Source organism: Tardiphaga sp. 619_E2_N8_4, assembly GCF_051810905.1.
Classification (GTDB): domain Bacteria; phylum Pseudomonadota; class Alphaproteobacteria; order Rhizobiales; family Xanthobacteraceae; genus Tardiphaga; species Tardiphaga robiniae.
Map to the genome: position 1 here is coordinate 2,915,290 of NZ_JBPWQJ010000001.1, position 26,530 is coordinate 2,941,819.

General features: G+C 63.2%; 21 protein-coding genes and 2 riboswitches. Of the genes, 10 read left to right on the top strand and 11 right to left on the bottom strand.

The features are described from left to right. The first annotated feature begins 135 nt into the window (after positions 1-135). Positions 136-1,308 (top strand): isovaleryl-CoA dehydrogenase, encoded by a 1,173-nt coding sequence (locus tag AB8A23_RS13910; RefSeq protein WP_439059431.1) that lies wholly within the window; start codon positions 136-138, stop codon positions 1,306-1,308. A gap of 1,135 nt (positions 1,309-2,443) precedes the next feature. Here AB8A23_RS13910 and AB8A23_RS13915 read toward each other — a convergent pair. Continuing rightward, entirely contained in the window at positions 2,444-3,187 is a 744-nt protein-coding gene (locus AB8A23_RS13915) for an SDR family oxidoreductase (RefSeq protein ID WP_439059430.1), read from the bottom strand. Between the two features lie 120 nt (positions 3,188-3,307). Here AB8A23_RS13915 and AB8A23_RS13920 point away from each other — a divergent pair, with 120 nt between their 5' ends. Then, positions 3,308-4,570, top strand: a complete 1,263-nt coding sequence (locus AB8A23_RS13920; RefSeq protein WP_439059429.1) for a Zn-dependent hydrolase — start codon at positions 3,308-3,310, stop codon at positions 4,568-4,570. Here the strand turns inward: AB8A23_RS13920 and AB8A23_RS13925 are convergent. Further along, positions 4,567-6,555: a putative bifunctional diguanylate cyclase/phosphodiesterase gene (locus AB8A23_RS13925; protein ID WP_439059428.1), complete on the bottom strand. Its 1,989-nt coding sequence runs from the start codon at positions 6,553-6,555 to the stop codon at positions 4,567-4,569. The two genes, AB8A23_RS13920 and AB8A23_RS13925, sit on opposite strands and share 4 nt — an antisense overlap. Positions 6,556-6,826: 271 nt before the next feature. Here AB8A23_RS13925 and AB8A23_RS13930 point away from each other — a divergent pair, with 271 nt between their 5' ends. Next, entirely contained in the window at positions 6,827-7,339 is a 513-nt protein-coding gene (locus tag AB8A23_RS13930) for a tyrosine phosphatase family protein (RefSeq protein ID WP_439059427.1), read from the top strand. Here the strand turns inward: AB8A23_RS13930 and cobS are convergent. Continuing rightward, positions 7,332-8,096 (bottom strand): adenosylcobinamide-GDP ribazoletransferase, encoded by a 765-nt coding sequence (cobS, locus tag AB8A23_RS13935; RefSeq protein ID WP_439059426.1) that lies wholly within the window; start codon positions 8,094-8,096, stop codon positions 7,332-7,334. The two genes, AB8A23_RS13930 and cobS, sit on opposite strands and share 8 nt — an antisense overlap. Then, the gene (gene cobT, locus AB8A23_RS13940; RefSeq protein WP_439059425.1) at positions 8,097-9,152 is read right to left on the bottom strand and encodes a nicotinate-nucleotide--dimethylbenzimidazole phosphoribosyltransferase; all 1,056 of its coding nucleotides are present in this window, start codon (positions 9,150-9,152) and stop codon (positions 8,097-8,099) included. It abuts the gene before it with no gap. Between the two features lie 99 nt (positions 9,153-9,251). Continuing rightward, positions 9,252-9,442, top strand: a riboswitch (cobalamin riboswitch). A 109-nt stretch (positions 9,443-9,551) separates the two neighbouring features. On the opposite strand from cobT, the gene AB8A23_RS13945 reads away from it, so the two are divergent. The 6 genes from AB8A23_RS13945 to AB8A23_RS13970 all read left to right on the top strand — a co-directional run bounded on the left by AB8A23_RS13945 (position 9,552) and on the right by AB8A23_RS13970 (position 17,566). Beyond that, complete coding sequence (locus AB8A23_RS13945) at positions 9,552-10,001, top strand: DUF1636 family protein (RefSeq protein WP_439059424.1); 450 nt, start codon at positions 9,552-9,554, stop codon at positions 9,999-10,001. Continuing rightward, positions 9,998-10,528, top strand: a complete 531-nt coding sequence (gene cobU, locus AB8A23_RS13950; protein WP_439059423.1) for a bifunctional adenosylcobinamide kinase/adenosylcobinamide-phosphate guanylyltransferase — start codon at positions 9,998-10,000, stop codon at positions 10,526-10,528. Before AB8A23_RS13945 ends, cobU begins: the two co-directional genes overlap by 4 nt. Continuing rightward, the gene (gene cobW / locus AB8A23_RS13955) at positions 10,529-11,542 is read left to right on the top strand and encodes a cobalamin biosynthesis protein CobW (RefSeq protein WP_093756700.1); all 1,014 of its coding nucleotides are present in this window, start codon (positions 10,529-10,531) and stop codon (positions 11,540-11,542) included. Between the two features lie 15 nt (positions 11,543-11,557). Next, positions 11,558-15,280: a cobaltochelatase subunit CobN gene (cobN, locus tag AB8A23_RS13960; protein ID WP_439059422.1), complete on the top strand. Its 3,723-nt coding sequence runs from the start codon at positions 11,558-11,560 to the stop codon at positions 15,278-15,280. Then, positions 15,277-15,906 carry a cob(I)yrinic acid a,c-diamide adenosyltransferase gene (gene cobO, locus AB8A23_RS13965; RefSeq protein WP_320445086.1) on the top strand — a complete coding sequence of 210 codons (630 nt, stop codon included), beginning with the start codon at positions 15,277-15,279 and terminating at the stop codon, positions 15,904-15,906. Before cobN ends, cobO begins: the two co-directional genes overlap by 4 nt. A gap of 172 nt (positions 15,907-16,078) precedes the next feature. Beyond that, positions 16,079-17,566 carry a cobyric acid synthase gene (locus tag AB8A23_RS13970; protein WP_439059421.1) on the top strand — a complete coding sequence of 496 codons (1,488 nt, stop codon included), beginning with the start codon at positions 16,079-16,081 and terminating at the stop codon, positions 17,564-17,566. Here AB8A23_RS13970 and cbiB read toward each other — a convergent pair. Together cbiB and AB8A23_RS13980 are read right to left on the bottom strand one after the other, a co-directional pair. Continuing rightward, positions 17,539-18,507: an adenosylcobinamide-phosphate synthase CbiB gene (cbiB, locus tag AB8A23_RS13975; protein WP_439059420.1), complete on the bottom strand. Its 969-nt coding sequence runs from the start codon at positions 18,505-18,507 to the stop codon at positions 17,539-17,541. The genes AB8A23_RS13970 and cbiB overlap by 28 nt on opposite strands. Then, entirely contained in the window at positions 18,507-19,313 is an 807-nt protein-coding gene (locus tag AB8A23_RS13980) for an ABC transporter substrate-binding protein (protein WP_439059419.1), read from the bottom strand. Before AB8A23_RS13980 ends, cbiB begins: the two co-directional genes overlap by 1 nt. Before the next feature lie 66 nt (positions 19,314-19,379). Here AB8A23_RS13980 and cobD point away from each other — a divergent pair, with 66 nt between their 5' ends. Continuing rightward, positions 19,380-20,366, top strand: coding sequence for a threonine-phosphate decarboxylase CobD (gene cobD / locus AB8A23_RS13985; RefSeq protein WP_439059418.1), 987 nt, complete (start codon positions 19,380-19,382; stop codon positions 20,364-20,366). Positions 20,367-20,378: 12 nt separating this feature from the next. Here cobD and AB8A23_RS13990 read toward each other — a convergent pair whose 3' ends face one another. The 5 genes from AB8A23_RS13990 to AB8A23_RS14010 all read right to left on the bottom strand — a co-directional run bounded on the left by AB8A23_RS13990 (position 20,379) and on the right by AB8A23_RS14010 (position 26,502). After that, on the bottom strand, positions 20,379-21,161 hold the full coding sequence (locus AB8A23_RS13990) for an ABC transporter ATP-binding protein (protein ID WP_439059417.1): 783 nt from the start codon (positions 21,159-21,161) through the stop codon (positions 20,379-20,381). Beyond that, complete coding sequence (locus AB8A23_RS13995; RefSeq protein ID WP_439059416.1) at positions 21,158-22,183, bottom strand: FecCD family ABC transporter permease; 1,026 nt, start codon at positions 22,181-22,183, stop codon at positions 21,158-21,160. Before AB8A23_RS13995 ends, AB8A23_RS13990 begins: the two co-directional genes overlap by 4 nt. Next, entirely contained in the window at positions 22,177-24,132 is a 1,956-nt protein-coding gene (locus AB8A23_RS14000; RefSeq protein ID WP_439059415.1) for a TonB-dependent receptor plug domain-containing protein, read from the bottom strand. Before AB8A23_RS14000 ends, AB8A23_RS13995 begins: the two co-directional genes overlap by 7 nt. A 32-nt stretch (positions 24,133-24,164) precedes the next feature. Next, a riboswitch (cobalamin riboswitch) is annotated at positions 24,165-24,368 on the bottom strand. Positions 24,369-24,414: 46 nt separating this feature from the next. After that, the gene (locus AB8A23_RS14005) at positions 24,415-25,203 is read right to left on the bottom strand and encodes an alpha/beta fold hydrolase (RefSeq protein ID WP_439059414.1); all 789 of its coding nucleotides are present in this window, start codon (positions 25,201-25,203) and stop codon (positions 24,415-24,417) included. A 3-nt stretch (positions 25,204-25,206) separates the two neighbouring features. After that, positions 25,207-26,502, bottom strand: a complete 1,296-nt coding sequence (locus AB8A23_RS14010) for an O-acetylhomoserine aminocarboxypropyltransferase (protein WP_439059413.1) — start codon at positions 26,500-26,502, stop codon at positions 25,207-25,209. Positions 26,503-26,530 lie beyond the last annotated feature (28 nt).

Below are 26,530 nucleotides of genomic sequence, written 5' to 3' on the forward strand. Positions count from 1 at the left end.
ATGAATTACAACCCGTTGCGCGGCCAAGAGCAAGGACCACTTTATGCCTCTTCTCAGCCCGTTCAGCCCGTGACATGGTGATTTCAATCAACAAAACCGGTGCGCTTGCGCGCCGTTCTGACCGGAGGCGACCCTGTGATTGCGAACGCTCAACGGATGTTCAATTTTGATCTCGGCGAGACTGCGGACGCGATTCGCGAGACCGTGCGTGACTTCTCCCAGAACGAGATCGCGCCGCGCGCCGAAGCCATCGACAAGACCAACCAGTTCCCGCTCGATCTCTGGCCCAAGATCGGCGCGCTCGGCCTGCACGGTATCACGGTGGAGGAAGAGTTCGGCGGCGCCGGGCTCGGCTATCTCGAACACGTCATCGCGGTAGAAGAGATTTCGCGCGCCTCGGCGTCGGTGGGCCTGTCCTATGGCGCGCATTCGAACCTCTGCGTCAATCAGTTGCGTCGCAATGGCAACGAGGCGCAGAAGCGCAAATATCTGCCGAAGCTGATCTCGGGCGAACAGGTGGGATCCCTCGCGATGTCCGAGCCGGGTTCGGGCTCGGACGTGGTGTCGATGAAGACCCGCGCCGACAAGAAGGGCGACCGCTACGTTCTCAACGGCAACAAGATGTGGATCACCAATGGCCCGGTGGCGCAGACGCTGGTGGTCTATGCCAAGACCGATCCGGCTGCCGGCCCGCGCGGTATCACCGCCTTCATCATCGAAAAGGGCATGAAGGGTTTTTCGACGGCGCAGAAGCTCGACAAGCTGGGCATGCGCGGCTCGGATACCTGCGAACTCGTCTTCGAGGATTGCGAAGTGCCCGAGGAGAACGTGCTCGCGGAGGTCGGTCGCGGCGTCAATGTCCTGATGTCCGGCCTCGATTACGAGCGCGCGGTGCTCGCGGCAGGCCCGCTCGGCATCATGCAGGCCTGTCTCGACGTCGCGCAGCCTTATGTGCACGAGCGCAAACAGTTCGGTGAGCCGATCGGCAACTTCCAGCTCGTGCAGGGCAAGATCGCTGACATGTATGTCGCGCTGAGTTCGGCGCGCGCTTACGTCTATGCAGTCGCGAAAGCCTGCGACCGCGGCGAAACCACCCGCGAGGATGCCGCCGGCGCCATCCTCTACGCATCGGAACGCGCCACGCAATGCGCGCTGGACGCGATCCAGCTGCTCGGCGGCAATGGCTATATCAACGACTATCCCACCGGCCGCCTGCTGCGCGACGCCAAACTGTACGAGATCGGCGCCGGCACCAGCGAGATCAGGCGGATGCTGATCGGGCGGGAGTTGTTCGCGAAGAACGGGTGAGGGGGCGATTCCTTGTATCCGAAGCGCTGACCTCTCCACTGTCATTCCGGGGCGTCTGCCTGGGTTCGTCATTCCGGGGCGCGCGTCGCCGGCGAAGCCGGCAGAGCGCGAACCCGGAATCCCGACGTGTTTTGCGCTGAACATGTCGAGATTCCGGGTTCACGTGCGCGAAGACGCGCCCGCGCCCCGGAATGACAGTTTGGGGCGGCAGGCATCGCCTAAACATTTTTTCCTATCCCCCGTTGACAATATCCCCGTCAGGTTTACATTCCCATTCGTCCTGCCCCACCGAGAGGGGCGATCGCGATCGTCACGTTCGCGGGGTGGGATGCGGTGGACGCCGGAGATGCGGCGTCACGCGGTTCACGGGGGACGTCTGTCTTCGGGCAGGACGGATCTGCGCCAGCACTGCCACTGGCAAGGAGACGGCCGACCTTCGGATGGACAGACCCCTGGACAGTGTGACGGACGACCAAATCGAAACGCGTTCGGCCTAGTCGCTTGAGGCTCCCTTCCCATCGCCTTGGGACTTTAATTCGCGATCGGAGCGTTCGTCGAGGCAAAGTGCAAGCAACCGAAAAAACACCGCAGGCGGAACGTCGGGCACTTGCTCGGCGCCTCCGAAAGTCCTGATGCACTCACAATTGCGGAAGACCGCATCGCATCAGGCCCAAGGGTGCATCGGGCACCCGGCGTTCCGCACGCCCTCTCACAGGAGGGTGGGAATGCAAGCAACGACGGCGCCCCCGCGCCGCAAACAACAGGGGGCGATGAGGCATGTCTGAAGGGCACGTGTTGTCTAGAGCAGTGGCTGTTTGACAGTTGAATCTACGATGGCGCGATGAAGGCGCCGCACCACAGGTGTCATCCCCGGGCTTGACCCGGGGATCCAGCTTGGCCCGCACACCGTCGCACAAGAAAGATGGATGGCCGGGTCAAGCCCGGCCATGACGTGGGAGAGGCCTGGGATCATTGCGAAGCTCGCTTCGCACTGTCCGGCCATGACGACTGAGAGCGTTACGCGAGATCGCAGGATGGGTGGAGCGCAGCGCACCGCGCCGGAGCATGCACCGGCACGCGAAGGCGATGGGTTTCGCTGTGCTCACCTCATCCTTCGTTACTGCCTTTGACGCGCTCACATCGCCAGGAACGAGCGATTCCAGGTCGGGCTGATCAGCACCTCGTTGATACAGACATGCGGCGGCATGCTGGCGATGAAGGCGATGGTCTTGCCGAGATCGTCGGGCTGCAGCATCCGCGCCATCACCTCGTCACTCGGCGGCACCGGACGGTTCTTCATGATGTCAGTGGCGACCTCGCCGGGCGAGAGACAGCAGGCGCGCAAGCCGTTGACGCATTCGTCCATGTTGAAGGAATGGGTCAGCGCCAGTACCGCATGTTTGGTGGCGGTGTAGGCTGGTCCCGTCATCTTGGAGACAATGCGCCCGGCCCATGAGGCGACATTGATGATGCAGCCGTCTTTCTGCGCGCGCATCGCGGGCAGCACGGCGCGCATGCAATACATCACGCCATTGAGATTGATGTCGACGATCTGGTCCCAGCCGTCCTGCGTGACATCCTCCCAGCTGCGCTTCGGCAGGTTGACGCCGGCGCTGTTGACCAGAAGATCGATACGGTCATGTTTGGCGAGGATGGCCTGTGCGACCTTGTTGACGTCGTCGGCATTGCTGACATCCAGCACCATTGCCTCCACGGGCTTGCCGCCGGCGCCGAGTTCATCGGCGACGCCCTTCAGCACATCGGCCCGGCGGCCGGAAATGACCACCGTCCAGCCATCCGCCAGCAGCGCCTCTGCGCCCGCTCTGCCGATTCCGGTGCCGCCGCCGGTCACCCATGCGATCCTGGTCTTGCTGCTCACGATTTTCTCCCGATCGTTTCTTGCTTCACGATGTCCATCGTCTTGCTTCACGAAGGCCAAAGTGTTCAACAATAATCGCGCCGGCGCCAGTGCCGCCAACTCATGAGCCTCATGCCGATCATGCCGACCGAGACAAAGCCGCCCATCGATCAGAACCGCCTCTGGGACGACCATATGGCGCTCGCCGCCATCACCGATCCCGACAAGCCATGGACGCGGCGATCGTTCTCGCAGCGCTTCCTCGACGGCCGTGCGTGGCTGCATGAGCAATATATCGCAGCCGGCATGACGGTGCGCATGGATGCCGCCGCCAATGTGATCGCACGGCTGGAAGGTAGTGTCGCAGGCCTGCCGCCGATCATGCTCGGCTCGCATTCCGATACGGTGCCGTCCGGCGGGCGCTTCGACGGCATTTCCGGCATCCTCACGGCGCTGGAGGCCGTGCGTGCGCTGCAGGCGTCCGGCTACAAATCGCGACATCCGATCGAGATCGTGGATTTCCTCGCCGAGGAGCCCAGCGAATACGGCCTGTCATGCGTCGGCAGCCGCGCCATGGTCGGCGAGCTCGATGCCAGGATGCTGACTTACACCAATGCAGCGGGTGAGTCGCTGGCCGATGCCATCAAGCGCGTCGGCGGTGATCCCGCCGCCGTCGCCGCGATGCAGAAGCCGGAATTCGTTGGCTATCTCGAATTGCACATCGAGCAGGGCGTGGTGCTGGAAAGCAAGAAGCTCGATCTCGGTCTCGTCACCGGGATCGCCGGCATCACCCGCGTCGAGATCGTGCTGAAGGGCGCCGCCGATCACGCCGGCTCGACGCTGATGGAATATCGTAGGGATGCAAGCTTGCCCGCCGCCGAACTCGTGCTGCTCGTCGCTCAGCAGGCCAAGGCGTTTGCGGCGCGCAAGCAGGGCCACTTCGTCGCCACCACGGGGATCCTCGAGATCAGCCCGAACGCTGCGAATGTCGTCCCCGGCGGTGCGCGCATGATCCTCGATATTCGCGCAGAGAAGGCCGCGCTGGTCGATGAATTCGTGGCACTGCTCGACCGCGAGAGCCTCGCCATCGCCAAACGCGCCAAGGTCGAACGTGAACGTTTCGCGTTGATTTCGCAAAATCCTCCCGCGCCTTGCGACGATCACCTGCTCGATGTTCTCGGGCATAGCGCTGCCAAGCTCGGCTATTCCACGACGCGGCTGGCGTCGGGGGCCGGTCACGACGCGGCTTTCATGTCGCATATCGGCCGCAGCGCGATGCTCTTCATTCCGTCAAAGGACGGCAAGAGCCATTGCCCGGAGGAATGGTCGGAGCCCGAGCAATTGGCCGTCGGGGCGGCAACACTGTTCGAGGCGGTGCGGCTACTCGACGGACAGAACGACTAGCTGGCGGTGCGTTCGGCCAGCACGCCGTGTTGAACAGAAGCCAGATAATCGCCGACCTGCTCGATGCCCATGGGCTTGGCGAAGAAGTAGCCCTGCATGAAACGGCAGTGCTCCTTGCGCAGGAAGTCGACCTGTTCGCCGCTCTCGACGCCCTCGACGATGCAGTCGTGACCGAGGCCGTTGCACAGTCCGAGCATGGTGCGCAGGATCAGGCGCGCGGCAGAATCCGTCTCGATCTTGCTGATGAAGCTGCGATCGATCTTGACCTTGTCCAGCGGCAATTCGCGAATGCAGCTCAGGCTCGAATAGCCGGTGCCAAAATCATCCAGCGAGATGCGGGCCCCCAGAGCCTTCAGGGCATTCAGCGCTTCGGTCGCCTGTGCGAGATTGCCCATCACGGCCGTCTCGGTAATCTCGAAGTCGATGCGGCTGGCCTTCACCTTGCTTTGCTGGACAACAGCAATGATCTTGAGGATCGACAGGGGAGAGGCGACGTCCACCGCAGAGAGGTTGAACGAAATCCGGACATGCTCCGGCCATGTCGCTGCACCTTCAAGGGCCTTGCGCAGCAGCAACGGTGTCAACTGGCCGATCATGCCTGAGCGCTCGGCGGCGACAATGAAGCTCATCGGTGGAACATTGCCCAGCTCCGGGCTCTTCCAGCGCGCCAGGGCTTCGAAGCTCGCGGGCTGTTGTGTTTCTGCGTCGATGATCGGCTGGTAGGCGATCCACAATTCCCGTTCGAGGTCGGCACTGGCCAGGGCCCGACTCACAGAGGAGGCCTCGCGGATATCGGCTTCGTGTTCTGCAGAAAACCGAACGGCCTTGCCACGCTTGTGCTGCTTGGCAAAGAACAGCGCGTAATCGGCGCGCTCGAACAAATCCTGCGCGGTCCTGGCTGTGTCCGGAAATTCCGCATATCCGATCGAGCAGCTGATGCTAACTGTAATGTTATCAATCTCGAACGGGATGTCGAACAGGTTCTCGATGCTCTCTTCCGCCTCAACAATCGCGTCCGGGTCGAGCAATTGGTCGCTGAACATGACGAATTCGTCGCCGCCCAGTCTGCCCAGAAACACGTGAGGGGCGAGATGTGCACGCAGTCTGTCTGCGACTTCGACCAGCAAGCGATCACCCGTGTGGTGCCCATGGATGTCGTTGATCGGCTTGAAGCCGTCAAGATCCAGGATACCGAGCAGCAGGCCGCCGCTACTGTGCTCAGTGTTGACAATGCCGCGCTCGAGCTCGGCAAAGAAGTTCCGGCGATTGGGGAGACCGGTGAGGCTGTCGATATTCGAATTCCGGAAATTCTTGTCGCTCAGCACCTGCAGTTCAGCCTGCTTGATACGCAGCGCCTTCTCCGAATTCACCCGCTTCTCGAAGTCGGAGTAATTGCCGAGCAGCATGAAGAGAACGGCCCCGATAACCACGACGAAGTTGAAGGCAATGGAGACGAAGACGACATTGTCGCTGGAGCCGAAAAAGAACGCGAAAGGCACGACAACCAGCGCCATTACGATCAGCGCTGCCGCGCGCAGATGCATGAGGCAGAAACCGCAGCCGATCGATGTGACGGCCATAAAGAACGCAACGTGGCTTTTGCTATAGGCGTCGCCATAGGGAAACAGGCTGAGGCTCCAGGCAGTGAACGCGACGCCGAGAATGCCTGCAAAGATGATCGAGCCGGTGAGCTTCTCGACGGCCTGATTGAGTGACAGCGTGGTGTTCCGCGCTCTCAGCCAGCTCAGTATCCGGATCACACAGATTGCATCGAATGCAGCAGGGAGATAGACGGTAAGCAGATGTGGCGCAGTACCATAAAAGGTGATCGCAAGTGCCGTCGTGTTGACGACCACCAGCGCATACATCATCGGCACCTGACGGGTGAAGGCAGCGAGTTTCGCTTCCACCAGTTCGGGGTTTTCGCGCGGCACGCGGAAGATCGTTCCGATTTGTGATGCCGCCATTTCGAAGTAGTTCAGCATCGTACCGTCCTGGACTCTGCACTGGTAAGTTAGATACCTATCGCAACTTCTTTAAGATTGGCCTGCCTCGGTTGTCTAAAGTTCGAGCGAGTAACCAATTGTTCTGATTGGTGTATTTTCTTCTGTTTGCGATGGTGCAGGTGCGAAAAGGTCGGGGGTGGTATTAAGAAACCGACCTTGCGTCAGCGACATCGCAGCGGCATGAGGTTGAAGAAGGTCCATTCGCCGTGGGTGAGAGGAAGAACATGACAACAGCGAGCAGGGTGTTCGAATGATCTATGTGAGCTCGCTCGGAGGCCTTGCTGCTGTGGCAAACTCACTGCCGTCCTTCGATCTGCTGACCCTTCTGTCGCCCGCCGCGAGCGAGCGCGACTGGAGCGGGTTGGCGCGTGAGCGGCATGTGGAGCTAACCTTTCACGATATCGTCGAAGCAGCGCCGGACCTGATCGCGCCCGATGCCGACGTCGTGGATGCCATTCTTCAATTCGGCCGCGGCAGCATCGCTGACCGCCCGATGCTCATTCACTGCTGGGCCGGTATCAGCCGTTCCAGCGCCGCCGCTTACGCCATCGCCTGCGATCGCAATCCTGGCTATGAGGCGGTGATCGCCGATGAACTACGCAAGCGTTCGCCTTATGTGACGCCGAACAAATTGATGGTGCAATTGGCCGACGAACAGCTTGGCCGCGACGGCCGCATGGTCGAAGCCATCGCACGCATCGGCCGCGGCGCGGACGCTTTTGAAGGTGAGCCTTATCGATTGCCGCTGAACTGGCCTATCTGATCAGGGCCGCAACGCCGAGAAGAAATCCGATCTCGAAGAGTTGCTCGACGGCACCGAGCACGTCGCCGGTGTAACCACCGATCAGACGACGCGACCAGAGTGCGAGCAGTGTGGCGAGCGCTGCGCCGAGCAGAAGACCCGCAAAAAGCGATGCGACCGAGACGAGTGCAAGCGGGATTGCTGCAAGCACAACCACACCAAGTGCAAACAACGATTCCTCAAATCGCACGGGCGCCTCGGCGTAAGTGACCTTCATCGCACTGGTATCGCCGCTATAGGGCAGGCGGTTCATCACGAAGGCCGGCATGGCGCGCGCTGCGGCGTGGACGGCGATCAGCGCTGCCGCACCTGCCCACAGCGGCAATATGGCAAGCGCCGCGATACGCAGCGCCGTGCCCAGGCAAAGTGCGAGCGCCCCGTAGGTGCCGATGCGGCTGTCCTTCATGATCGCAAGGCGCTTCTCGACGGTCCAGCCCCCGCCGAAGCTGTCAGCTGTGTCGGCGAGGCCGTCTTCATGCAGCGCGCTGGTCAGAGCGATGCTTGTCGTGATCGCCAGCAGGGCGGAAATCAGCGGTGACCAGAATTCGCCGGCAACGAGAAACACGATTGCGGATGCAGCGCCGATGCCGGCGCCGACCACCGGAAAATACTTCATTGCACGCGCAAGCCAGTCAGGCCCTTGCGGGTCGACAGTTGCCGGTACCGGCAGCACCGTCAGGAAACGGATCGCATTCAAAAGATGCGGATCCAGCCTCATCTAGATCTTTCCGGCCAGCACGTCGTCGAGGCTCGCAACGTCGGTCAGCATGCGCGCAGCGGCGCGGACCAACGGCACCGCAAGCAGCGCGCCGGTGCCTTCACCGAGCCGCAAGCCGAGATCAAGTAGCGGCTGGGCATCGAGCGCGTTGAGTACGATGTCGTGGCCGCGTTCGGCCGAACGGTGCGCGAAGACGCAGTAGTCGCGTGCGGCCGGGCACAGACGAACGGCGAGCAATGCCGCGGCGCTGGAGATGAAGCCGTCAATGATCACCGGCCGCCGTTGCGAAGCTGCGCCGAGGATCGCTCCGGCCATGCCTGCGATTTCCAGTCCGCCGAATTCGGCAAGAACATCCAGCGGCGCAGTTGCGTCGCTGCGCGCTGCCGCCTTCGTGATCGCCGCGCGCTTGCGCGCCATGCCGGCATCATCCTGCCCGGCGCCAACGCCGATACAATCATCCAGGGGGGCCGGCGCGAGTCGATGAACCACCAGTGCCGATGAGGCCGTGTTGCCAATTCCCATCTCGCCGAGCGCGATGATGTCTGCGCCGGCCTTGATCTCACCGACGGCGATTCTGAAGCCGCGCGTCAGCGCATCGGCCGCGTGCTGTGCCGTCATCGCTGGCTCGCGCGCGGCATTCGCCGTACCCATGCGAACCTTTGCATCGACCAGCTTCGGGTGCACCGGCAGCTCGGCGGCGACGCCGATGTCGATCACGCGCACACCGATGTCATTGGCCGCGGCGAAAGCATTGGCCGTGGCGCGGCCGGCCAGATAGGTCGTCACCATCGCGACCGTGACCGCCGACGGATATTGCGACACGCCTTCGGCTACGAGTCCGTGATCCCCCGCGAAGACCAGCAGCACGGCATTGTCGCCGCGGGGCTCGCCCGGATGCCGGATCATGCCGAGCTGCAGCGCCAGGTCCTCGATTCTCCCCAGCGATCCCGGCGGTTTGGCCTTGCCGTCGATGACGGCGCGGATGCCTGCCGCGATCTGCGGGTCAACAGGCGCAATGGCGGGCGGCTGCCACAAGGACTGGGAATAAGCGGGCATAGGGTTCCTTTTCGCGGCCTAACTGACGCAAGACGACCTACAAGGTCAACAGGTCCGGGCGACAGTCCGTCGGCGCGGTTGACCCCGGCGCACCCGGCAGATAGCGTCTTTTGCGATGGTCCTTCCGCGTGGAAGGTGAATAGGGAAGCCGGTTTGAGGCCGGCGCTGCCCCCGCAACTGTAAGCGACGAGCCCGCGCCGGTGCCACTGGGAATTCTTCAGAATTCTTGGGAAGGCGGCAACAGGCTATGACTCGCAAGCCAGGAGACCTGCCATCACGAACTGTGCTTTGGAGGCGTCGTCGGGGCGGGGTGCACCGGACGGGAGCGAACCGACGGCCATGCTGTCGGCGCGATCCAACAAAGCTCGTAGGCCCGTGAGGGCATGAATTGAGCATGTGATGGATCACGACAGCGCCGATATCTCTGGCGAACAAATTTCGGTCGAACCGCCGCGCCCTGTGCCGGCTGGTCCCGTTGTCGTGAGCGTGTGCATCAGCTGCAAGGCCGCCGAAACCGGCACGATCATCGGGCCGGACATGTTCGACGCGGTGAAGGCCGCGCTCGGCGAGGGCGATGCCGCCGTGATGGTGCGTCCGGTGCAGTGTCTCAGCGTCTGCAAGCGGCCAGCAACCGTCGCGGTGACGAGCCCTGACGGCTACACGTTCCTGTTCGGCGATCTGCAGACCGATAGCGGCAGCGCGGCGCTGGTGTCTTTCGTGGAGTCCTATCAGAAGGCCGACTACGGCCTGGTGCCATGGCGCGAGCGCGCCGAGGTGCTGCGCAAGGGCATGGTCGCGCGCGTGCCGCCGATGCGGTGGTCGCCTGAAGATGGGCGTGCGCCGAAATGACCGCGACCTCTACCACGTTGGTGCTGGGTGGTGCGCGCTCGGGCAAGTCGTCCTTCGCCGAAAAGCTGGTCGATGGCATCGGCCTGACGAAAATCTATCTGGCCACTGCGACGGCCGGTGACGACGAGATGCATGCCCGCATCGCGCAGCATCGCAAGCAGCGCGGCGAAGGCTGGATCACCGTGGAAGAGCCGCTGGCGCTGGTCGATGCGCTGACGCGTGAGGCCACGGTCGGGCGCGTTGTGCTGGTGGATTGCCTGACACTGTGGCTGTCGAACCTGATGTTTGCCGAGCGCGATCCGGAAATCGAAGCCAAGCGCCTGGTGCGCTTCCTCGATGTCTCGCGCTATCCGATCGTGTTCGTGTCCAACGAAGTCGGCCTCGGTCTCGTGCCGGAGATGCCACTCGGACGCGCTTTTCGCGATGCGCAGGGCCGCCTCAACCAGATCATCGCGGCCGCCGTGCCGAATGTAGCTTTCATCGCAGCCGGACTCCCGCTGTGGCTCAAGCGTTCCCAGGAGAATTGAATGTCCCGCGTTCCCGTCACCGTCCTCACCGGATTTCTCGGCGCCGGCAAGACCACGCTGCTGCGCTCGCTGCTAACACAGGCCGATGGCCGCCGCATCGCCGTGATCGTCAATGAATTCGGCGATGCCGGATTCGATGGCGGCCTGGTCGAGGAATGCGCGGCGAAAGCCTGCGCACCCGGCGATATCGTCGAGCTCACCAATGGCTGCATCTGCTGCACCGTGGCCGATGATTTCGTGCCGACCATGGACAAGCTGCTGTCGCGTGAACGCCCGCTCGACGCCATTGTCATCGAGACCTCCGGCCTCGCGCTGCCGCAGCCGCTGTTGAAGGCATTTGCCTGGCCGGCGGTGAAGACGCGTGCCACTGTCGATGGCGTCGTCACTGTCGTCGACGCACTGGCGCTCTCTGAAGGCCGTGTCACGCTGGACGAAGACGCTGTTGCCGAACAGCGCGCCAAGGACGAAGGCATCGAACACGACGACCCCATCGAGGAAGTGTTCGAGGACCAGCTCGCTTGCGCTGATCTGGTGGTTTTGTCGAAGAGCGATCTCGTCGCTCCGGAAAAACTCGCCGAGATTGAGACCAAGCTCAAAGCCGTGCTGCGTCCCGGCGTGAGCATCGTGCGCTCCAAGGGTGATCTCGCGCCATCGGTGCTGATCGGCCTCAATGCCGCCGCCGAGGACGATATGGCTGCCCGCGTCGGTCATCACGGCGAGGAAGAAGAACACGACCATGACGACTTCGACAGCATCGTCGTCAAACCCACCGCTGCTGCGAGCATCGACGCGATGCGTGCACGCATCAGTGACGCGCTTGGCCTCGACGGCGTGCTGCGCGTGAAGGGTCATGCACGCATTACGGACAAGCCCGCGCCGATCGTGGTGCAGGCCGTCGGCGCTCGCGTTGAACTCGCCTTCGCCCGGCCAGACGTGATGCAGGCCGAGCATCTGGTGGTCATCGGCCTCAAGGGATTCGACGGCGACGCCGTGCGAAAGGCACTCGCCGGGTAACGCAGGTTCACCCGCATGCATCTGAAGCTCGATACCTCCGGCAGCATTGACGACGGCGACGTCGCCCGCGATCTCGGGCAGGACACCGCCGATATCGTCGTGCTGTCGGCGGCGGACAGCGATCTGGCGGCGTTCGGCGCCGCACATGCGATGCTGCCGGGCGACTTTCCCAGCGTGCGCTTCACCAACATGCTGGCGCTCGGTCATCCCGCGTCGGTCGATCTCTATGTCGAGCGCACGCTGGCTGAGGCGAAGATCGTGGTGCTGCGCATGCTCGGCGGTATCAGCTATTGGCCGCATGGCGTCGAAAGCCTGCGCAGCGATGCGCTGAGCCGCGGCGCCAAATTCGCCTGCCTGCCCGGCGAGATGGACTGGAATGCCGAGCTGGCCGCGCACGGCACTGTCAGCAGCGATGAAACGCACGCGCTGTGGCGCTATTGCAGCGAGGGCGGTGTCGACAACGCGCAGCTGGCACTGCGCTATGCCGCACATCTGATCGGCCATGGTGAGGAGCCGCCTGTTGCGCGGCCGATGCCTTCGGCCGGCTTCTGGCCGGGTGAACCCGCGGGGGATAACCGGCCGAATGCGATTGTGATCTTCTACCGCGCACTGGTGGCCGGCGGCGATACTGCGGCAATTGATGCATTACGTCTGTCGCTCGACGCGCGCGGCCTCAACACCGTCTGCCTCTATGTGACCAGCCTGAAGGATGAGCGCTCCGCGGCTTTCCTGCGCGCCGCGCTTGCGGCCTATCCGCCCGATATCATCATTAACGCGACGGCCTTCGCCACTGCGACCGCGCATGACGATGCCAGCGTGTTGTCGGCGTCAGGCTGTCCGATTCTGCAGGTCGCGCAGGCCGGCATTTCACGCGCCAGCTGGGAAGCCTCTACTCGCGGCCTGACGCCGCGCGATCTGGCGATGCATGTGGTGTTGCCGGAAGTCGATGGGCGCATCTTCGCCAACGCCATCGCCTTCAAGGAACGTGGCGCCAGCGACGGCGGCTTTGCGCCGACAACATTGCAGCCGGTGCAGGATCGGATTGATGCGACCGCCGATCTGGCGCGCGCCTGGGTGCGCTTGCGCCGCGCTGCGGCGCGCCAACGACGCGTCGCGCTGATCCTGGCCAATTATCCCAATCGCGATGGACGCCTTGCCAATGGCGTCGGCCTCGATACGCCGCAGAGCCTGATCGATGTGATCGCCGCGATGCGCGAAGCCGGCTACGGCACTGGTGACGCGCCTGACACGACGGCCGCCATGATGCAGCTATTGCAACAGGGTCCAACGAATGCGCTTGCCGGTCGCGCCGAGCGAAGCGGTGGCGTGACGTGGCCGCTGGCTGAGTATCACGCGGCCTTTGCGACGCTGCCGACCAATGTGCGGCTAGCTATTGAGTCACGCTGGGGCAAAGCTGAGAACGATCCGCATGTGGTCGACGGTGCATTCCGTCTCGGCCTGCATCGTTTCGGCAATATCACTGTCGGCGTGCAGCCGGCACGCGGTTACAATATCGATCCGAAGAGCACCTATCACGATCCCGATCTGGTGCCGCCGCATCACTATCTCGCCTTTTATTTCTGGCTGCGCCGCGACTTTGATACCCATGCGGTGGTGCATCTCGGCAAGCACGGCAATCTCGAATGGCTGCCGGGGAAAAGCGCAGGCCCGTCGGCCGATTGTCTGCCCGATGCCGTACTCGGTCCGCTGCCGCATCTTTATCCGTTCATCGTCAATGATCCCGGCGAGGGTATTCAGGCCAAGCGCCGCACCTCCGCCGTGATCATCGATCACCTGACACCACCGATGACGCGGGCCGAATTGCACGACGATCTGGCGCAGCTGGAGAATCTGGTCGACGAATATGCCATGGCGACCGATCTCGATCCCAAGCGCGCTGCCGTGATCGCCGAAGACATCCTGTCGCTCGCCCGCGCGCAGCAGATTGATGCCGACGTCAATGTCACCCGCGACACGCCGACGGGCGAGGCGCTGCGCGCGCTCGACGCCCATCTGTGCGATCTCAAGGAAATGCAGATCCGCGACGGATTGCACATCTTTGGCCGCGTGCCCGAGGACGCGCAGCGCAATGATCTCCTTGTATCCATCGCGCGCCTGCCGCGCTCGGACATCAAGCCGCAGGATGCGTCACTGCATCGCGCATTGGCTGCCGATCTCGGTCTTGGCACGTTCGACCCGCTCACCCGTGATATGGCCGATGACTATCTCGGCCCGCGCCCCGGCGTTCTTGCCGATGTCAGCGATGCAGTGTGGCGCACCACAGGTGACACCATCGAACGAATCGAAGGGCTGGCGCTGCAATTGGTCTCCGGCCAGCTGCCCTGCGATCCCACCTGGACGCGCGCCACCGATGTACTTCACTGGATCAATGCGAAACTGCGACCCGCCATCGATGCTTGCGGCGGCGCGGAGACGGCCGCATTCCTCAAAGGTCTCGACGGTCAGTTCGTAAGGCCCGGTCCATCTGGCGCGCCGACGCGTGGACGCCCCGATGTGCTGCCGACCGGGCGCAATTTTTTCGCCGTCGACGTTCGCGCCGTGCCAACGCCATCCGCCTGGCGCATCGGGCAACTGGCGGCCGAACGGCTGGTCGAGAGCTATTGGCAGGAGGCCGGCGAATGGCCGCGCGCGATTGCGCTGTCGGCCTGGGGCACGGCCAATATGCGCACCGGCGGTGACGACGTCGCGCAGGCGCTGGCGCTGATCGGCGTACGGCCGTTGTGGGAGGAAACCTCGGGCCGCGTCACCGGCTTTGCCATTACGCCGCTGTCTGAGCTGAAGCGCCCACGCGTGGATGTGACCTTCCGTGTCTCCGGCCTGTTCCGCGATGCGTTCCCGACCCAGATGGACATCATCGGCTCCGCCGTGAGTGCCGTGGCCGAACTTGACGAACCCGACGACGCCAATCCTATTGCCGCCAATGTCCGCGCGCGTGCCCGCACGCTCGAAGCCGGTGGCATGACCTGCGAGATCGCACGGCGACAGGCGACGCGCCGTGTGTTCGGCTCCAAGCCTGGCGCTTATGGTGCGGGCCTGCAGGCGCTGATGGATGAGGGTGGCTGGAACAATCGTGCCGACATTTCCGAGGTCTATCTCGATTGGGGCGGCTATGCCTATGGCGGTGGAACCGATGGCGAGGACGCGCGAGGCGAATTCGCCGAACGGCTGAGGGGCGTCGATCTCGTCGCGCAGGCGCAGGACAATCGCGAGCACGACATTCTGGATTCCGACGACTATTACCAGTTCATCGGCGGTCTCGCCGCGACGGTGCAGACGCTGCGTGGCGCGGCGCCGCGCATCGCCCATATCGATACGTCGCGTCCCGAAGCGCCGGTCGCGCGGCCGCTGGCGCATGAGATCTCGCGCGTGGTGCGTGGTCGCGGCGCCAATCCGAAATGGATCGCCGGCGTGATGCGCCATGGCTACAAAGGTGCGTTCGAGATCGCGGCCACGGTTGATTATCTGTTCGGTTTCGCGGCCTCCACCAATGCGGTCGCCAATCACCATTTCGATCAGCTGTTCGCCTCCTATCTGGAAAATGACGAAGTTCGCGGCTTTATGGCATCTGCCAATCCCGCGGCACTGCGTGAGACGGCGGCGCGCTTTGCCGAAGCCATTCGCCGGGATCTGTGGACACCGCGTTCCAATCGCGCTGCCGATCTGATTGCCGAACTTCTGCCGCAGGTACACAAAGAGATAGCAAAGGAAATCGCATGACCGGAACCGCCCACGACGAAGCCGCCGAGAACGCGCGCCACAAGGAGAAGGCCGCCAAGCACAAGGCGGCGAAGGACAAGATCATGGCGACTAAGGTCGGCGAGAAGGGCCTCTTGATCGTTCACACCGGTACCGGCAAGGGCAAGACTTCTGCAGCGCTCGGCATGGTGTTCCGCCATATCGGTCACGGCTATCCGGTCGGTATCGTCCAATTCACCAAGTCGCCGGAATGGGACACTGGCGAAGCGCGGCTGCTGAAAACCTTCCCGGATCTCGTCACGCTGCACATCATGGGCGAGGGCTTCACCTGGATCACGCAGGACCGCGAACGCGACATTGCTGCCGCGACCGCGGGCTGGGAGCGCGCCAAGGAGATGATCCGCGATGACCGCCATCGTCTGGTGCTGCTCGACGAACTGAACATCGTGCTGCGCTACGACTATCTCGACCTCAATGAAGTCCTGACCTTCCTGCGCGACGAGAAGCCGGCCGACAAGCACGTGGTCATCACCGGCCGGAACGCCAAGCCCGAGCTGATCGAGATGGCCGATCTGGTTACCGAGATGACGCTGATCAAGCATCCGTTCCGCGCCGGCATCAAAGGTCAGAAGGGCATCGAGTTTTGAACCTTGAGCACGCAGGACCTCTCCATCTGTCATCCCCGCGAAGGCGGGGATCCATAGCCCCTGTCGGAGCAATGGAAACGGCAGAGCAGTTGCTGCGGCGATCACTTATCTCTGATGTGTTTATGGATCCCCGCCTTCGCGGGGATGACATGCTGAGAGGCTGGAGCGCAGCATGAACCTCACCACGCCCGCGTTGATGATCCAGGCGACCGGCTCCAATGCCGGGAAGTCGACGATTGTCGCTGGCCTCGCGCGGGCACTGGTGCGGCGTGGCTTGAAGGTGGCACCGTTCAAGCCGCAGAACATGTCGAACAATGCTGCTGTCGCGGTCGATGGCGGCGAGATCGGCCGCGCGCAGGCGGTGCAGGCGCGGGCCGCCAGGTTGCCGCCAAGTGTCCACATGAATCCGGTGCTGCTGAAGCCGGAGACGGACACCGGCGCCCAGGTGATCGTTCAGGGCAAGCGCTGGGGCACGCTGCGGGCGAAGAACTATCTGGAGAAGAAAGCTGCACTCCTACCGGCGGTGCTTGAAAGTTTCTCGCTGCTGGCCGATCAGGCGGACATCGTTCTCATCGAGGGTGCCGGCAGCCCGGCCGAGATCAATCTGCGCGCCGGCGACATCGCCAATATGGGTTTTGCTGCCGCGGCCAACATTCCCGTAGTGCTCGCCGGCGACATCGATCGCGGCGGCGTCATTGCGAGCCTCGCCGGCACGCATCTGGTGCTGGAGCCGGAAGAACGTGCGCGCATCCACGGCTTCATCGTCAACAAGTTTCGCGGCGATCCCAGCCTGTTCGACAACGGCCTCAGGGCGATCACGCGGCTGACGGGGTGGCCATCCATCGGTGTGTTGCCCTGGCTGCCGCAGGCGGCGTTCCTGCCCGCCGAAGACGCCGTCGATCTCGATCGCACCCATGCCTCGTCATCGACCCGCATCATCGCCGTGCCGGTGCTGGCGCGGATCGCCAATTTCGACGATCTCGATCCGCTCGGCATGGAGCCCGGCGTGAAGCTCGTCTTCATCAGGCCGGGCGAAGCCATTCCGGGCAATGCCGACGTGATCATCATTCCCGGCAGTAAATCCACCATCGGCGATCTCGCCTTTCTCCGCGCTCAAGGCTGGGACATCGATATCAAGGCGCATGTGCGCCGCGGCGGTCACGTGCTTGGCCTGTGCGGAGGCTATCAGATGCTGGGTAAGACGATCGCCGATCCCGATGGCGTTGACGGTTCGCCAGGGACCGTCGACGGGCTTGGCCTGCTCGATATTGCGACGTTGATGAGCGCCGACAAGTCCACCACGCTGGTGGCAGGAACGCATTGCGCAACTGGCGCCGCCATCGAAGGCTATGAGATTCATCTCGGTCGCAGCGAGGGTGACGACTGCGCGCGGCCGCTGCTGATGATCGATGGACGACCTGATGGTGCTGCGTCAGTCGATGGACGGGTGCAGGGCACTTATGTCCATGGCTTGTTCACCGGCGATGCGTTCCGCAAGGCATGGCTGGCCAATCTCGGCATTGCGTCGTCGCTGGCCTATGACGCGCAGATCGAAGCCGCGCTCGATGCGCTGGCCGATCATTGCGAAAAGCATCTCGATATCGATCGGCTGATCGAGATTGCCCGCAGCCGTCAGAGCAGCAGCGCCAGCGCCGCGTAGATCATCACCTGCAAAAGGCAGGCTGCGACGAATACGCGAAGTGCCCGCCTGATGTCGCCAGGTTCTGCGGTTCGGCCTTCGGCATTGAGATAAGGATCGTTGACGACGCCCTCGGCATAGACGCGCGGTCCAGCGATCGCGATTCCGAGCGCGCCAGCCATGGCGCTTTCCGGCCAGCCGGCATTGGGCGAACGATGCTTGGAAGCGTCGCGCATCATGATCTTCAATGACGCGATGATTGATCCGCGTGACATTGGCGCGGCAAGCGCGACCAATATTCCCGACAGGCGCGCCGGGATCAGATTGACGAGATCGTCGAGCCGCGCTGCAGCCCAGCCGAAATCGATATAGCGCGTGCTGCGATGGCCGATCATGGAGTCGGCCGTGTTGATGGCCTTGTAGGCGATCAGGCCGGGCAATCCGAGCAATGCCAGCCAGAACACCGGCGCGACAATGCCGTCGGAGAAATTTTCGGCGGTGGATTCGATCGCCGCGCGCGATACGCCGGCTTCGTCGAGTTGTTCAGGATCGCGCCCGACGATCATTGCGACGGCCTGGCGTGCTGCGGGCAATCCGCCCTCGGTGAAAGCGCGGCGCACGCGGGCCACATGCTGATACAGGCTGCGTTGGGCGATCAGCGTCGAGGCAATCAGGGCTTCGACGCCGAAACCGATCCAGTTGTCGTTGAGGAGATCGGCGAGCAGTCCGCCGACAAGCATTGCGACACTAACCAGTGCGATGACGGTGACGACACCGGCCAGCTTGCGTTGCCGACGCGACCAGCTCTCGAGGTTGAGTCGGTGTTCCAGCCAGCCGATGCCGTTGCCGATCCAGACCACGGGATGTGGTGCGCGGCGCCACAGCCAGTCGGGATCGCCGATCACGGCATCGAGCAGCAGCGCCGCGACCACCAGGAGGAGCGCGTCGCCATCCACCAGCATCAGGGGGCCACGCGGTTGATTTCGGTGGTCAATCGGTCGAGTGCTTCCACCATGGTCGGGCCACCGCAGGCGGTGAGGCGCTCGGGCAGAACCAGTCGCTTCGACGCCGGATAGAATGTCTCCAGTGCGGGATGCAGCAGGAAGGCGCGGCCTTCGTCTTCGGCGAAATCAGTATTGTCGGTGACCAGCAGCAGATCGGGCCGCAGCGTGACGATGGCCTCCAAGGAGGCGAAGCCGCCAGCCTTGAGGCCGAGCTCGCCGCCGGCATTGCGCAGCCCGACCGCTGATAGCAACGATGTGGTCAGATTTTCGCCGCCGGACACCCAGCCGCGCCGCGACACCGCCAGCACGCGCAACGGCTTGCGCTGTACGGCGGCATGGGCCTGCGCGATTGCAGTATCCAGTTTCGCGATTTCGGCTTCAGCACGCTCCGGATGCTTCACCAGCGCGCCCATCTGGCGGAGCTGCTTCTTGACGTCGTCGAGCGAGCGGGCAGGATCGAATTCGGTGACCTTCAACCCCTTGTCCTTCAGGAGTTCGCGGGTCGCGCGCTTGGTGAAGCGGCCGGCAACGACGACATCCGGCTTTAGCGCCAGCACATCCTCGGCCTCACCGGACAGCAGGCGGAATAGTTTCGCCTTGTCCTTGTCCCACGAACGAAACGGATCGCGCGCATAGGGGCTGAGACCCAAAATCTGCTCGGGATCGGCGAGGGTGACGAGCAGTTGATCGGTGCACAGATTGATCGAGGCGAAGCGCGGCAGATCGGCTGCACTGGCCTGCAGCGGCGCGTATGCGAGAAGCACGAGTGCCGTAGCCGCGAGCGGCCAAAGCCTCTCGCGCTTTGCCCAATATGATGGCATGACACAGCCATGAAACATGGTGGCGATCTCACGCAGGCGATGGCTGAATTCGGCGGCGCGCCGAACCAATGGCTCGATCTCTCGACCGGGATCAATCCATGGCCGTGGCCCATTCCTGCCAACCTGCCGAGCTATCTTTGGGAACGCTTGCCGACGCGCGCCGACGAACAGTCGCTGTTGTCCGCCGCGCGCAGCGCCTACCACGTGCCCGATAACGTCGATGTCGTTGCTGCTGCCGGTACGCAGGCTCTGATCCAGTGGCTGCCGCATCTCGCGGCGCCCAGCGCCGTTGCCATTGTCGGGCCGACCTATAACGAGCATGTCGCGGCTTGGCGTGCCGGTGGACATGAGGTTGGAGTGATCGGCAGCCTTAGCGCGCTGCCGGATCATGCCAGGCATCTGGTGATCGTCAATCCCAACAATCCCGATGGGCGGATCGCCAAGCGCGATGAACTCGCCGATGTTGCGGCGATCCTGCAACGGCGCGGAGGCTGGCTGGTGATCGATGAGGCCTTCGCCGATGTCGATCCCGCGATCGGCGCAGTCGGCCTGTGCGCGACACTGCCAGTGGTGATCCTGCGCTCCTTCGGAAAATTCTACGGCCTTGCGGGTCTGCGTCTCGGTTTCGCGCTTGCGGCGCCGCTGATCGCGCAGCGCATCGCGACTGCTATGGGCCCATGGGCCTGTTCCGGTCCGGCACTGTACATAGGTGCGGCCGCTTTGCGCGACGAGCGCTGGGCCACGCAGACTCGCGTCGCGCTGGTCGCGCAGAGCATCAAGCTCGACAACGTGTTGGCCTATGCCGGTTTCGAGATTGTCGGCGGCACGCCGCTGTACAGGTTGGCGCGACATGTCGACGCCCTGAAATGGCATGCCGCATTGGCCCGGGAGCAGATCTGGTGCCGCCACTTCGACTGGAGCCATGAGCTGCTGCGCTTCGGCCTGCCGCCCGATACGGCTGCTCTGAGCCGGCTTGCTGCTGCGCTGGCGAAATAGCCGCCACATCGCTCAGACTCCCGCCCAGGGCAGGATAATCGTTTCGTTCCGGTGTTCGGCGCGATAGGTGCTGATACGAAAGACATCGGCGACGATGTCATCGGACAGCGCCTGTCGCGGCGCGCCCTGCGCAGCGAGGCGCCCGTCGGACATCACCAGCACCGTATCGGCGAAGCGCGCGGCGAGGCCGAGATCGTGCGTCACCACGATCACCAGCACGCCGCTGTCGGCGACATCGCGGAGGTTCTTCATGACGTCGATCTGGTAACGCGGATCGAGCGATGCGGTCGGCTCATCCGCCAGCACGATCGGCGCCTCGACAGCGAGGACGCGGGCGAGCGCGACGCGGCTGCGTTCGCCGCCGGAGAGTTCGGTCACACGCCGATCGGCAAAGGCGACGATGTCCGTTGCCAGCATTGCGCGCTCGACCGCAGCCTTGTCCGATGATGTCAGCCGCGCCGGATCGGTCGCGCCATGTGGATAGCGGCCAAGAGCGACGACGTCCTTTACGTCGAGCGGCCAATGCACGACATGACCTTGCGGCAGATAGCCAAAGCGCTTTGCGCGCTCGCGTAGCGACAAGGACGCCAGTGTATGGCCCGCGACATGGATAGCGCCGGTGGACGATTGCAATCCTGCCAGTGCGCGCAGCAGCGTCGTCTTCCCGGCGCCGTTCGGGCCGACCAGGGCGACGAGGTGCTGTCGGTGTAGCGAGAGCGAGACATCGTGCAGCACCTCGCGCCCGGAGAGCGTGACGCTCAGATTGCTCGCGGTCAGCAGCGCCTGATCGGTCATGCGACGCCTCCGCCCAGAGCGCGCCGCTCGCGCATGATGAGATAGAGGAAGAATGGCACACCGATGATCGATGTCAGGACGCCGACCTTGATGTCTGTGGTCGATGGAATGATGCGCACGGCGATATCGGCGGCGAGCAACAGCGCCGAGCCGGTCAGCGCGCTCGGAATTAGTAGTCGCGCGGGATCATGGCCGATGATCGGGCGCATCAGATGTGGCGCGATAAGGCCGATGAAGCCGATCGTGCCGGTGACCGCGACAGCGCCGCCAACGCCGAGCGCGACGCCGAGGATCACCAGCAGGCGCAGGCGGCTCACATGGACACCGAGGCTCTGTGCGGTTTCTTCGCCGAGGCTCAATGCACGAAAGGCCGAGCGCTGACTCATCAGGATAATTGCGCCAGCGACAATGAACGGAAGCGCCAGGGTGACGTGACGGAAGCTACGGTCTTCCAGCGAGCCGAGCAACCAGAAGGCGATCTCAAGTGCGGCGAAGGGATTGGGCGACAGGTTCATCACCAGCGCCGTCGCAGCACCTGCGAGACTTGAGATCGCAAGCCCCGCGAGGATCAGCAACAGCAGACCCGCATTGCGGCCGGCGATGCCGAGCAGCACGAACACCGACAGGAACGCCATCGTGATGCCGGCAACAGGCAGCGCCCATGAGCGGACATCGGCCAAACCGAGCGAGATCATCAGCACCGCACCGAAGGCCGCGGATTGCGGCGCGCCGAACAGCGACGGCGAGGCGAGGGGATTGCGCAGCAAGCCCTGCAGCGCGGCACCGGACAGGCCGAGGATCGCGCCGATGGCAAGTGCGAGAATCGCGCGGGGCAGGCGGATTTCACGCACGATGATCTGATGCACGTCGCTGCCGCCGCCGAACAGTGCATCGAGCACCGTCAGCGGCAAGAGTTTGACAGGTCCCGTGCCGAGCGAGCCCAGTGCCAGCAGCGTGACGAGGCCGACGAGCGCGATGGTCGCGATCGTCCGGCGCCGTGCTGCTGGCGCTATGCTCACCATGTGGCGTTGAAGCCTGCGTAAGCCGCAGGCCCCGTGGTGCCGAAGTTCAGCACTTCCTGATAATGCTCATTCAGGATGTTCTCGCCGCGGGCGAAGACCTTCCAGTTCGCATCGATCTTGTACTCGGTATAGAGGTCGACGCGGGTATAGGCATCCACCTGACCGACCTGATTGGCACTGCTGAAGCGCTTCGACACCGTGGTGACACGCGGCTCGATCATCCACTTGTCGGTGGGCGTGATCGTGAGTGCGAAGCGGGCGAAGTTCTTGGGACGACGTGCCAGCACGGTGTCGGTGCTGAGATCCTGTGCGTGAAGGTAAGTGTAGGCTACGTTGAATTTCACCCAGCCCGGAATGACATCGACATTGCCGCCGACTTCGAGACCGCTGGTCTCGGCGCGGGCGACGTTGACGTAATAGCCGAGCGGGCGGGACGCATCGGAGACAAAGTTGATCAGATTGCTGTAATCGGTGGAAAAGCCTGTGACCGACAGCACGACGCGGCCGTTGAAGAGGCTCTGGTCGATACCCGCGTCATAGCCGAAATTGGTTTCCGGCGTCAGGTTTCTGCTGCCGTAGGTCGTGTCGTAAAGCTGAAACAGCGTCGGCGCTTTTGCGCCGGTGCCAGCGCTGGCGCGGAATTTGGTGCCGGTTTCTGTAATGTTGTAGGCAGCCGTAGCGCGCCAGGTCTCGAAGCGGGCAACGTCGACGACGTCATCGACCCGGCCGCCGAGCGTGACGTTGAGCCGTTCACCGATCGGCACAGACCACAAAGCGAAGATCGAGTTGGTGTCCTGCTGTTTGGCTAGCAGCGGCGTCAATGGGCCGGCAACAGGCGAGATATTCGTGCTGTAGGTCTGCGCGGTCTCGGTCTGTGTCTTGGCACCATAGACGAGGGAGCCGAATGCGCCGAGCTTCAGGGTCGCCTGATATTCGGCGCCGAGACTGTTGCCGACATAATCGGAGATTTTCTCGGTGGTGTTTGCCGGCAACCTGTTGGTGCGATAGCTGACGTCGTCAAACATCCGCTCGGTGTGCGTATTCGACACGGTGACATTGTGAGTCAGAATGCCACCGAATGAATCGATGCCGACGCGTCCATAGACGGTTTGCAGCAGACGCGTCGCCGCTGACGGCGTATCCGGAAGCGTTCCCGTTGCTGCATCATAGGCCGAGCGCGTGAACGAATGGACGATGCCTGACTCAAGCCGGATGCCTTCGCCTGCATCGTAGCCGATGCGCGCCGAGCCGCCGACGCGATCGAAGCTGTCGTTTTCGAGATTCGGAAAACGTGCTTCGAGGGCAGGGATACGATAACCGTAACGCGAGAAACCGTTGCTGTGCTGACCGCCGCCGGTGAAGGCATAGGACCACGGACCGTTGGATCCGGTCAGCGATCCCTGCGTCATGACGGTGCCATAGCTGCCGGCTTCCGTGCGGACATTGACCTGCGCAGGACCGGAGCCCTTCTTGGTGATGATGTTGACCACGCCGCTCATGGCGTCTGAGCCATAGAGCGCGCTCTGTGGCCCCTTCAGGACCTCGATGCGCTCGATGGCGGAGGGCGTGAACATGGCGAATTCGAAGTCGCCCGATGCAGCCGTGGGATCGTTGACGCGGATGCCGTCGATCATCACCAGGGTCTGGCCGGTATTGCCGCCGCGCAGGCGCACATTCGCGGTGCCGCCGGGGCCGCCATTTTCGCTGATATCGAGGCCAGGCACGGTGCGCAGCGCATCGACCAGCGAGCCGGGATTGCTGGTCGCAATGGTTTCGCCTGACACCACGCTAATCGAACTGCCAGTGCGATTGAGCTGTTCGGGTGCTCTGTCCGCCGTCACTACGATTTCGGAGAGCTGCTCGGCACTGGACTGCGCATGCGCAGCACTGTGAGAGCAGGACAGAACAACAACGGCCGCAGTGCCTGCGGCCAAATTCCGGATAGTCATTTAACCCCTTCCGTCGACCCACCGTCGAACGAGTGTGAAACTCGTTACCGGCCGGTCTCCTGGCTCGCGGTGGTCTCCCGGTCCGCCTTCCCGAATCTGCGATGCAAATTCAGTGGCTTTGTGGACCCGGAATGGCCGCTTACAGTTGCGGGGGCAGCCGCGGCATAGGGGATATTTCCCCGCACCGCATTCCCGTTTCACCTCCTCGCGGAGGCACCGATAACGACAGACAGGAAGCACAGCGCGCCGCGCGGTGCAACAGCCATCACCGCGTTGTGGACTCTATTGCTCGTGCTGTAGCGCGGCGAGCACGTCGTCGGGGCGCTCGACCATCATCATGTGGCCAGTGCCGGGCAGAATCACCGTGCGGGCGTTTTTCAATGCGGCGGCCAGGGTCTTGCCGGCCTTGGCGGGAGTCATCATGTCCCGCTCGCCGAGGATGAGCGTGACCGGGATATCAAGCTGGCCTGCAGCAGTCAGCGCATTCTGGTATGTATTGCAGGCGTTGAGATCGGCGAACAACACGCCCGGCTTTGTGGCTTCGAGCACGCGCTGCGCACCGCTATGCATCCACAACCCCGGCGCGAGGCTGCCGCCGAGTTCGGCGCGAAAGCCGAGCCCCCAGATCGACACCATATCGATAGCGGAATGCTGATTGGCTTCGGCATCCTTCAACAGATCCGGGCCGACGGTCATCGTCCCTGCCGTGCCCATCAGGTCGAGGCGCGTGACTTTACCGGGATGCCGCGCTGCGGTCTCCAGCGCAATCAGCGAGCCCATGGAATGGCCGATCAGCCGCGCCGTCATTGCGCCCGCTGCATCGATCAATGCTGCGGTCCAGTCGGCGAGATCGGCGATGGTCGTGAGCGCTTCACCTTTCGAGCGACCATGGCCGGGCAGATCCGGCGCTAGTACGGCGAAGCCATGATGCGCGAACCAGCGCGTATGCAGCGCCCAGGTCGAGTGATCGAAGCCGGCACCATGGATCATCACAACGACTGGGAGGGATGGATCGAACGTGCGGCCACCATTCGCGATATAGGTCTCGTGACCGTTGACGGTGAGTTGCATCGCTCAGCCCTTCTGCGAGACGCGCAGCGCCTGCGCGAGGTCATCGATGATGTCATCGGCGGCTTCGATGCCGATGGAGAGACGGATCAGCTCCTCGCCGATGCCGGCGGCCTTGAGCTGCTCGGCGTCCATCTGCTGATGCGTGGTGCTGCCGGGATGAATGACCAGTGTCTTGGCGTCGCCGACATTGGCGAGGTGACTGGTCAGCTTGAGCGCCTCGATGAATTTGCGCCCGGCATTGCGGCCGCCCTTGATGCCGAAGGAAACGATGGAGCCGGCGCCGCGCGGTAGCAAGCGTTTTGCGAGTTCGTAATCCGGATGGTTCTCCAGCGACGGATGCAGTACCCAGTCGACGGCCTTGTTGGCCGTGAGCGCTGCGAGCACCGCATGGGTATTGGCCATGTGGCGCTCCATGCGAATGCCTAGCGTCTCGACGCCCTGCAGCAGCTGGAAGGCATTGGTCGGCGAGAGACACGCGCCGAAATCGCGCAATCCTTCCGTACGGGCACGCATGATGAAGGCGGCAGTGCCGAACTGTTCGTCGAAGACGATGCCGTGATAGCCGGCATAGGGTTCGGTCAATTGCGGGAACTTGCCGGAGGCGTGCCAGTCGAAGCGGCCGCCATCGATAATGACGCCGCCGATAGCGATGCCATGGCCGCCGATCCATTTGGTTGCGGAGTTCATCACGATATCGGCGCCAAGCTCGATCGGCCGCGACAGGAACGGCGTCGCGAAGGTGTTGTCGATCAGCAGCGGGATCTTCGCGGCGTGGGCAATGTCGGCAACGGCGGGAATGTCGAGCACTTCGAGGCCGGGATTGCCGATGGTTTCGCCGATCACCAGTTTCGTGTTCGGCTTGATCGCTGCCTTGAAGGCGTCGAGATCGCGCGGCTTGACGAAACTCGTGGTGATGCCGAAGCGCGGCAGCGTGTGGGCCAGCAAGTTGATGGTGCCGCCATAGAGCGAGGACGACGCCACGATGTGATCGCCGGCATTGAGCAATGTGGCGATGGCGAGATGCAGTGCCGCCATGCCTGACGCGGTGCACACGGCGCCGACGCCGTTTTCGAGTGCGGCGAGGCGCTCTTCCAGCACCGCCGTCGTCGGATTTGAAATGCGCGTATAGATGTGGCCGGCACGTTCGAGATTGAACAGCGCAGCAGCGTGATCCGAATCCTGAAACACATAGGATGTGGTCTGGTAGATCGGCACGGCGCGCGCGCCGGTGATCGCGTCCGGATGCTGGCCGGCATGCAGACTCAGCGTTTCAAAAGCAGGCGGTTTGGGTGCTGGCATGGTCGTTTTATCCCTGGACGCAATTTGC

What these genes read in the sequence shown, in the direction of transcription:
- AB8A23_RS13990 (WP_439059417.1), bottom strand. Translation starts at nt 21,161, where the DNA reads ATGACCGATCAGGCGCTGCTGACCGCGAGCAATCTGAGCGTCACGCTC.
- AB8A23_RS14000 (WP_439059415.1), bottom strand. Translation starts at nt 24,132, where the DNA reads ATGACTATCCGGAATTTGGCCGCAGGCACTGCGGCCGTTGTTGTTCTG.
- cbiB (WP_439059420.1), bottom strand. Translation starts at nt 18,507, where the DNA reads ATGCTGGTGGATGGCGACGCGCTCCTCCTGGTGGTCGCGGCGCTGCTG.
- AB8A23_RS13945 (WP_439059424.1), top strand. Translation starts at nt 9,552, where the DNA reads ATGGATCACGACAGCGCCGATATCTCTGGCGAACAAATTTCGGTCGAA.
- AB8A23_RS13995 (WP_439059416.1), bottom strand. Translation starts at nt 22,183, where the DNA reads ATGGTGAGCATAGCGCCAGCAGCACGGCGCCGGACGATCGCGACCATC.
- AB8A23_RS13970 (WP_439059421.1), top strand. Translation starts at nt 16,079, where the DNA reads ATGAACCTCACCACGCCCGCGTTGATGATCCAGGCGACCGGCTCCAAT.
- AB8A23_RS14005 (WP_439059414.1), bottom strand. Translation starts at nt 25,203, where the DNA reads ATGCAACTCACCGTCAACGGTCACGAGACCTATATCGCGAATGGTGGC.
- cobS (WP_439059426.1), bottom strand. Translation starts at nt 8,096, where the DNA reads ATGAGGCTGGATCCGCATCTTTTGAATGCGATCCGTTTCCTGACGGTG.
- AB8A23_RS14010 (WP_439059413.1), bottom strand. Translation starts at nt 26,502, where the DNA reads ATGCCAGCACCCAAACCGCCTGCTTTTGAAACGCTGAGTCTGCATGCC.
- cobO (WP_320445086.1), top strand. Translation starts at nt 15,277, where the DNA reads ATGACCGGAACCGCCCACGACGAAGCCGCCGAGAACGCGCGCCACAAG.
- cobW (WP_093756700.1), top strand. Translation starts at nt 10,529, where the DNA reads ATGTCCCGCGTTCCCGTCACCGTCCTCACCGGATTTCTCGGCGCCGGC.
- AB8A23_RS13920 (WP_439059429.1), top strand. Translation starts at nt 3,308, where the DNA reads ATGCCGACCGAGACAAAGCCGCCCATCGATCAGAACCGCCTCTGGGAC.
- cobT (WP_439059425.1), bottom strand. Translation starts at nt 9,152, where the DNA reads ATGCCCGCTTATTCCCAGTCCTTGTGGCAGCCGCCCGCCATTGCGCCT.
- AB8A23_RS13930 (WP_439059427.1), top strand. Translation starts at nt 6,827, where the DNA reads ATGATCTATGTGAGCTCGCTCGGAGGCCTTGCTGCTGTGGCAAACTCA.
- cobD (WP_439059418.1), top strand. Translation starts at nt 19,380, where the DNA reads ATGAAACATGGTGGCGATCTCACGCAGGCGATGGCTGAATTCGGCGGC.
- cobU (WP_439059423.1), top strand. Translation starts at nt 9,998, where the DNA reads ATGACCGCGACCTCTACCACGTTGGTGCTGGGTGGTGCGCGCTCGGGC.
- AB8A23_RS13925 (WP_439059428.1), bottom strand. Translation starts at nt 6,555, where the DNA reads ATGCTGAACTACTTCGAAATGGCGGCATCACAAATCGGAACGATCTTC.
- cobN (WP_439059422.1), top strand. Translation starts at nt 11,558, where the DNA reads ATGCATCTGAAGCTCGATACCTCCGGCAGCATTGACGACGGCGACGTC.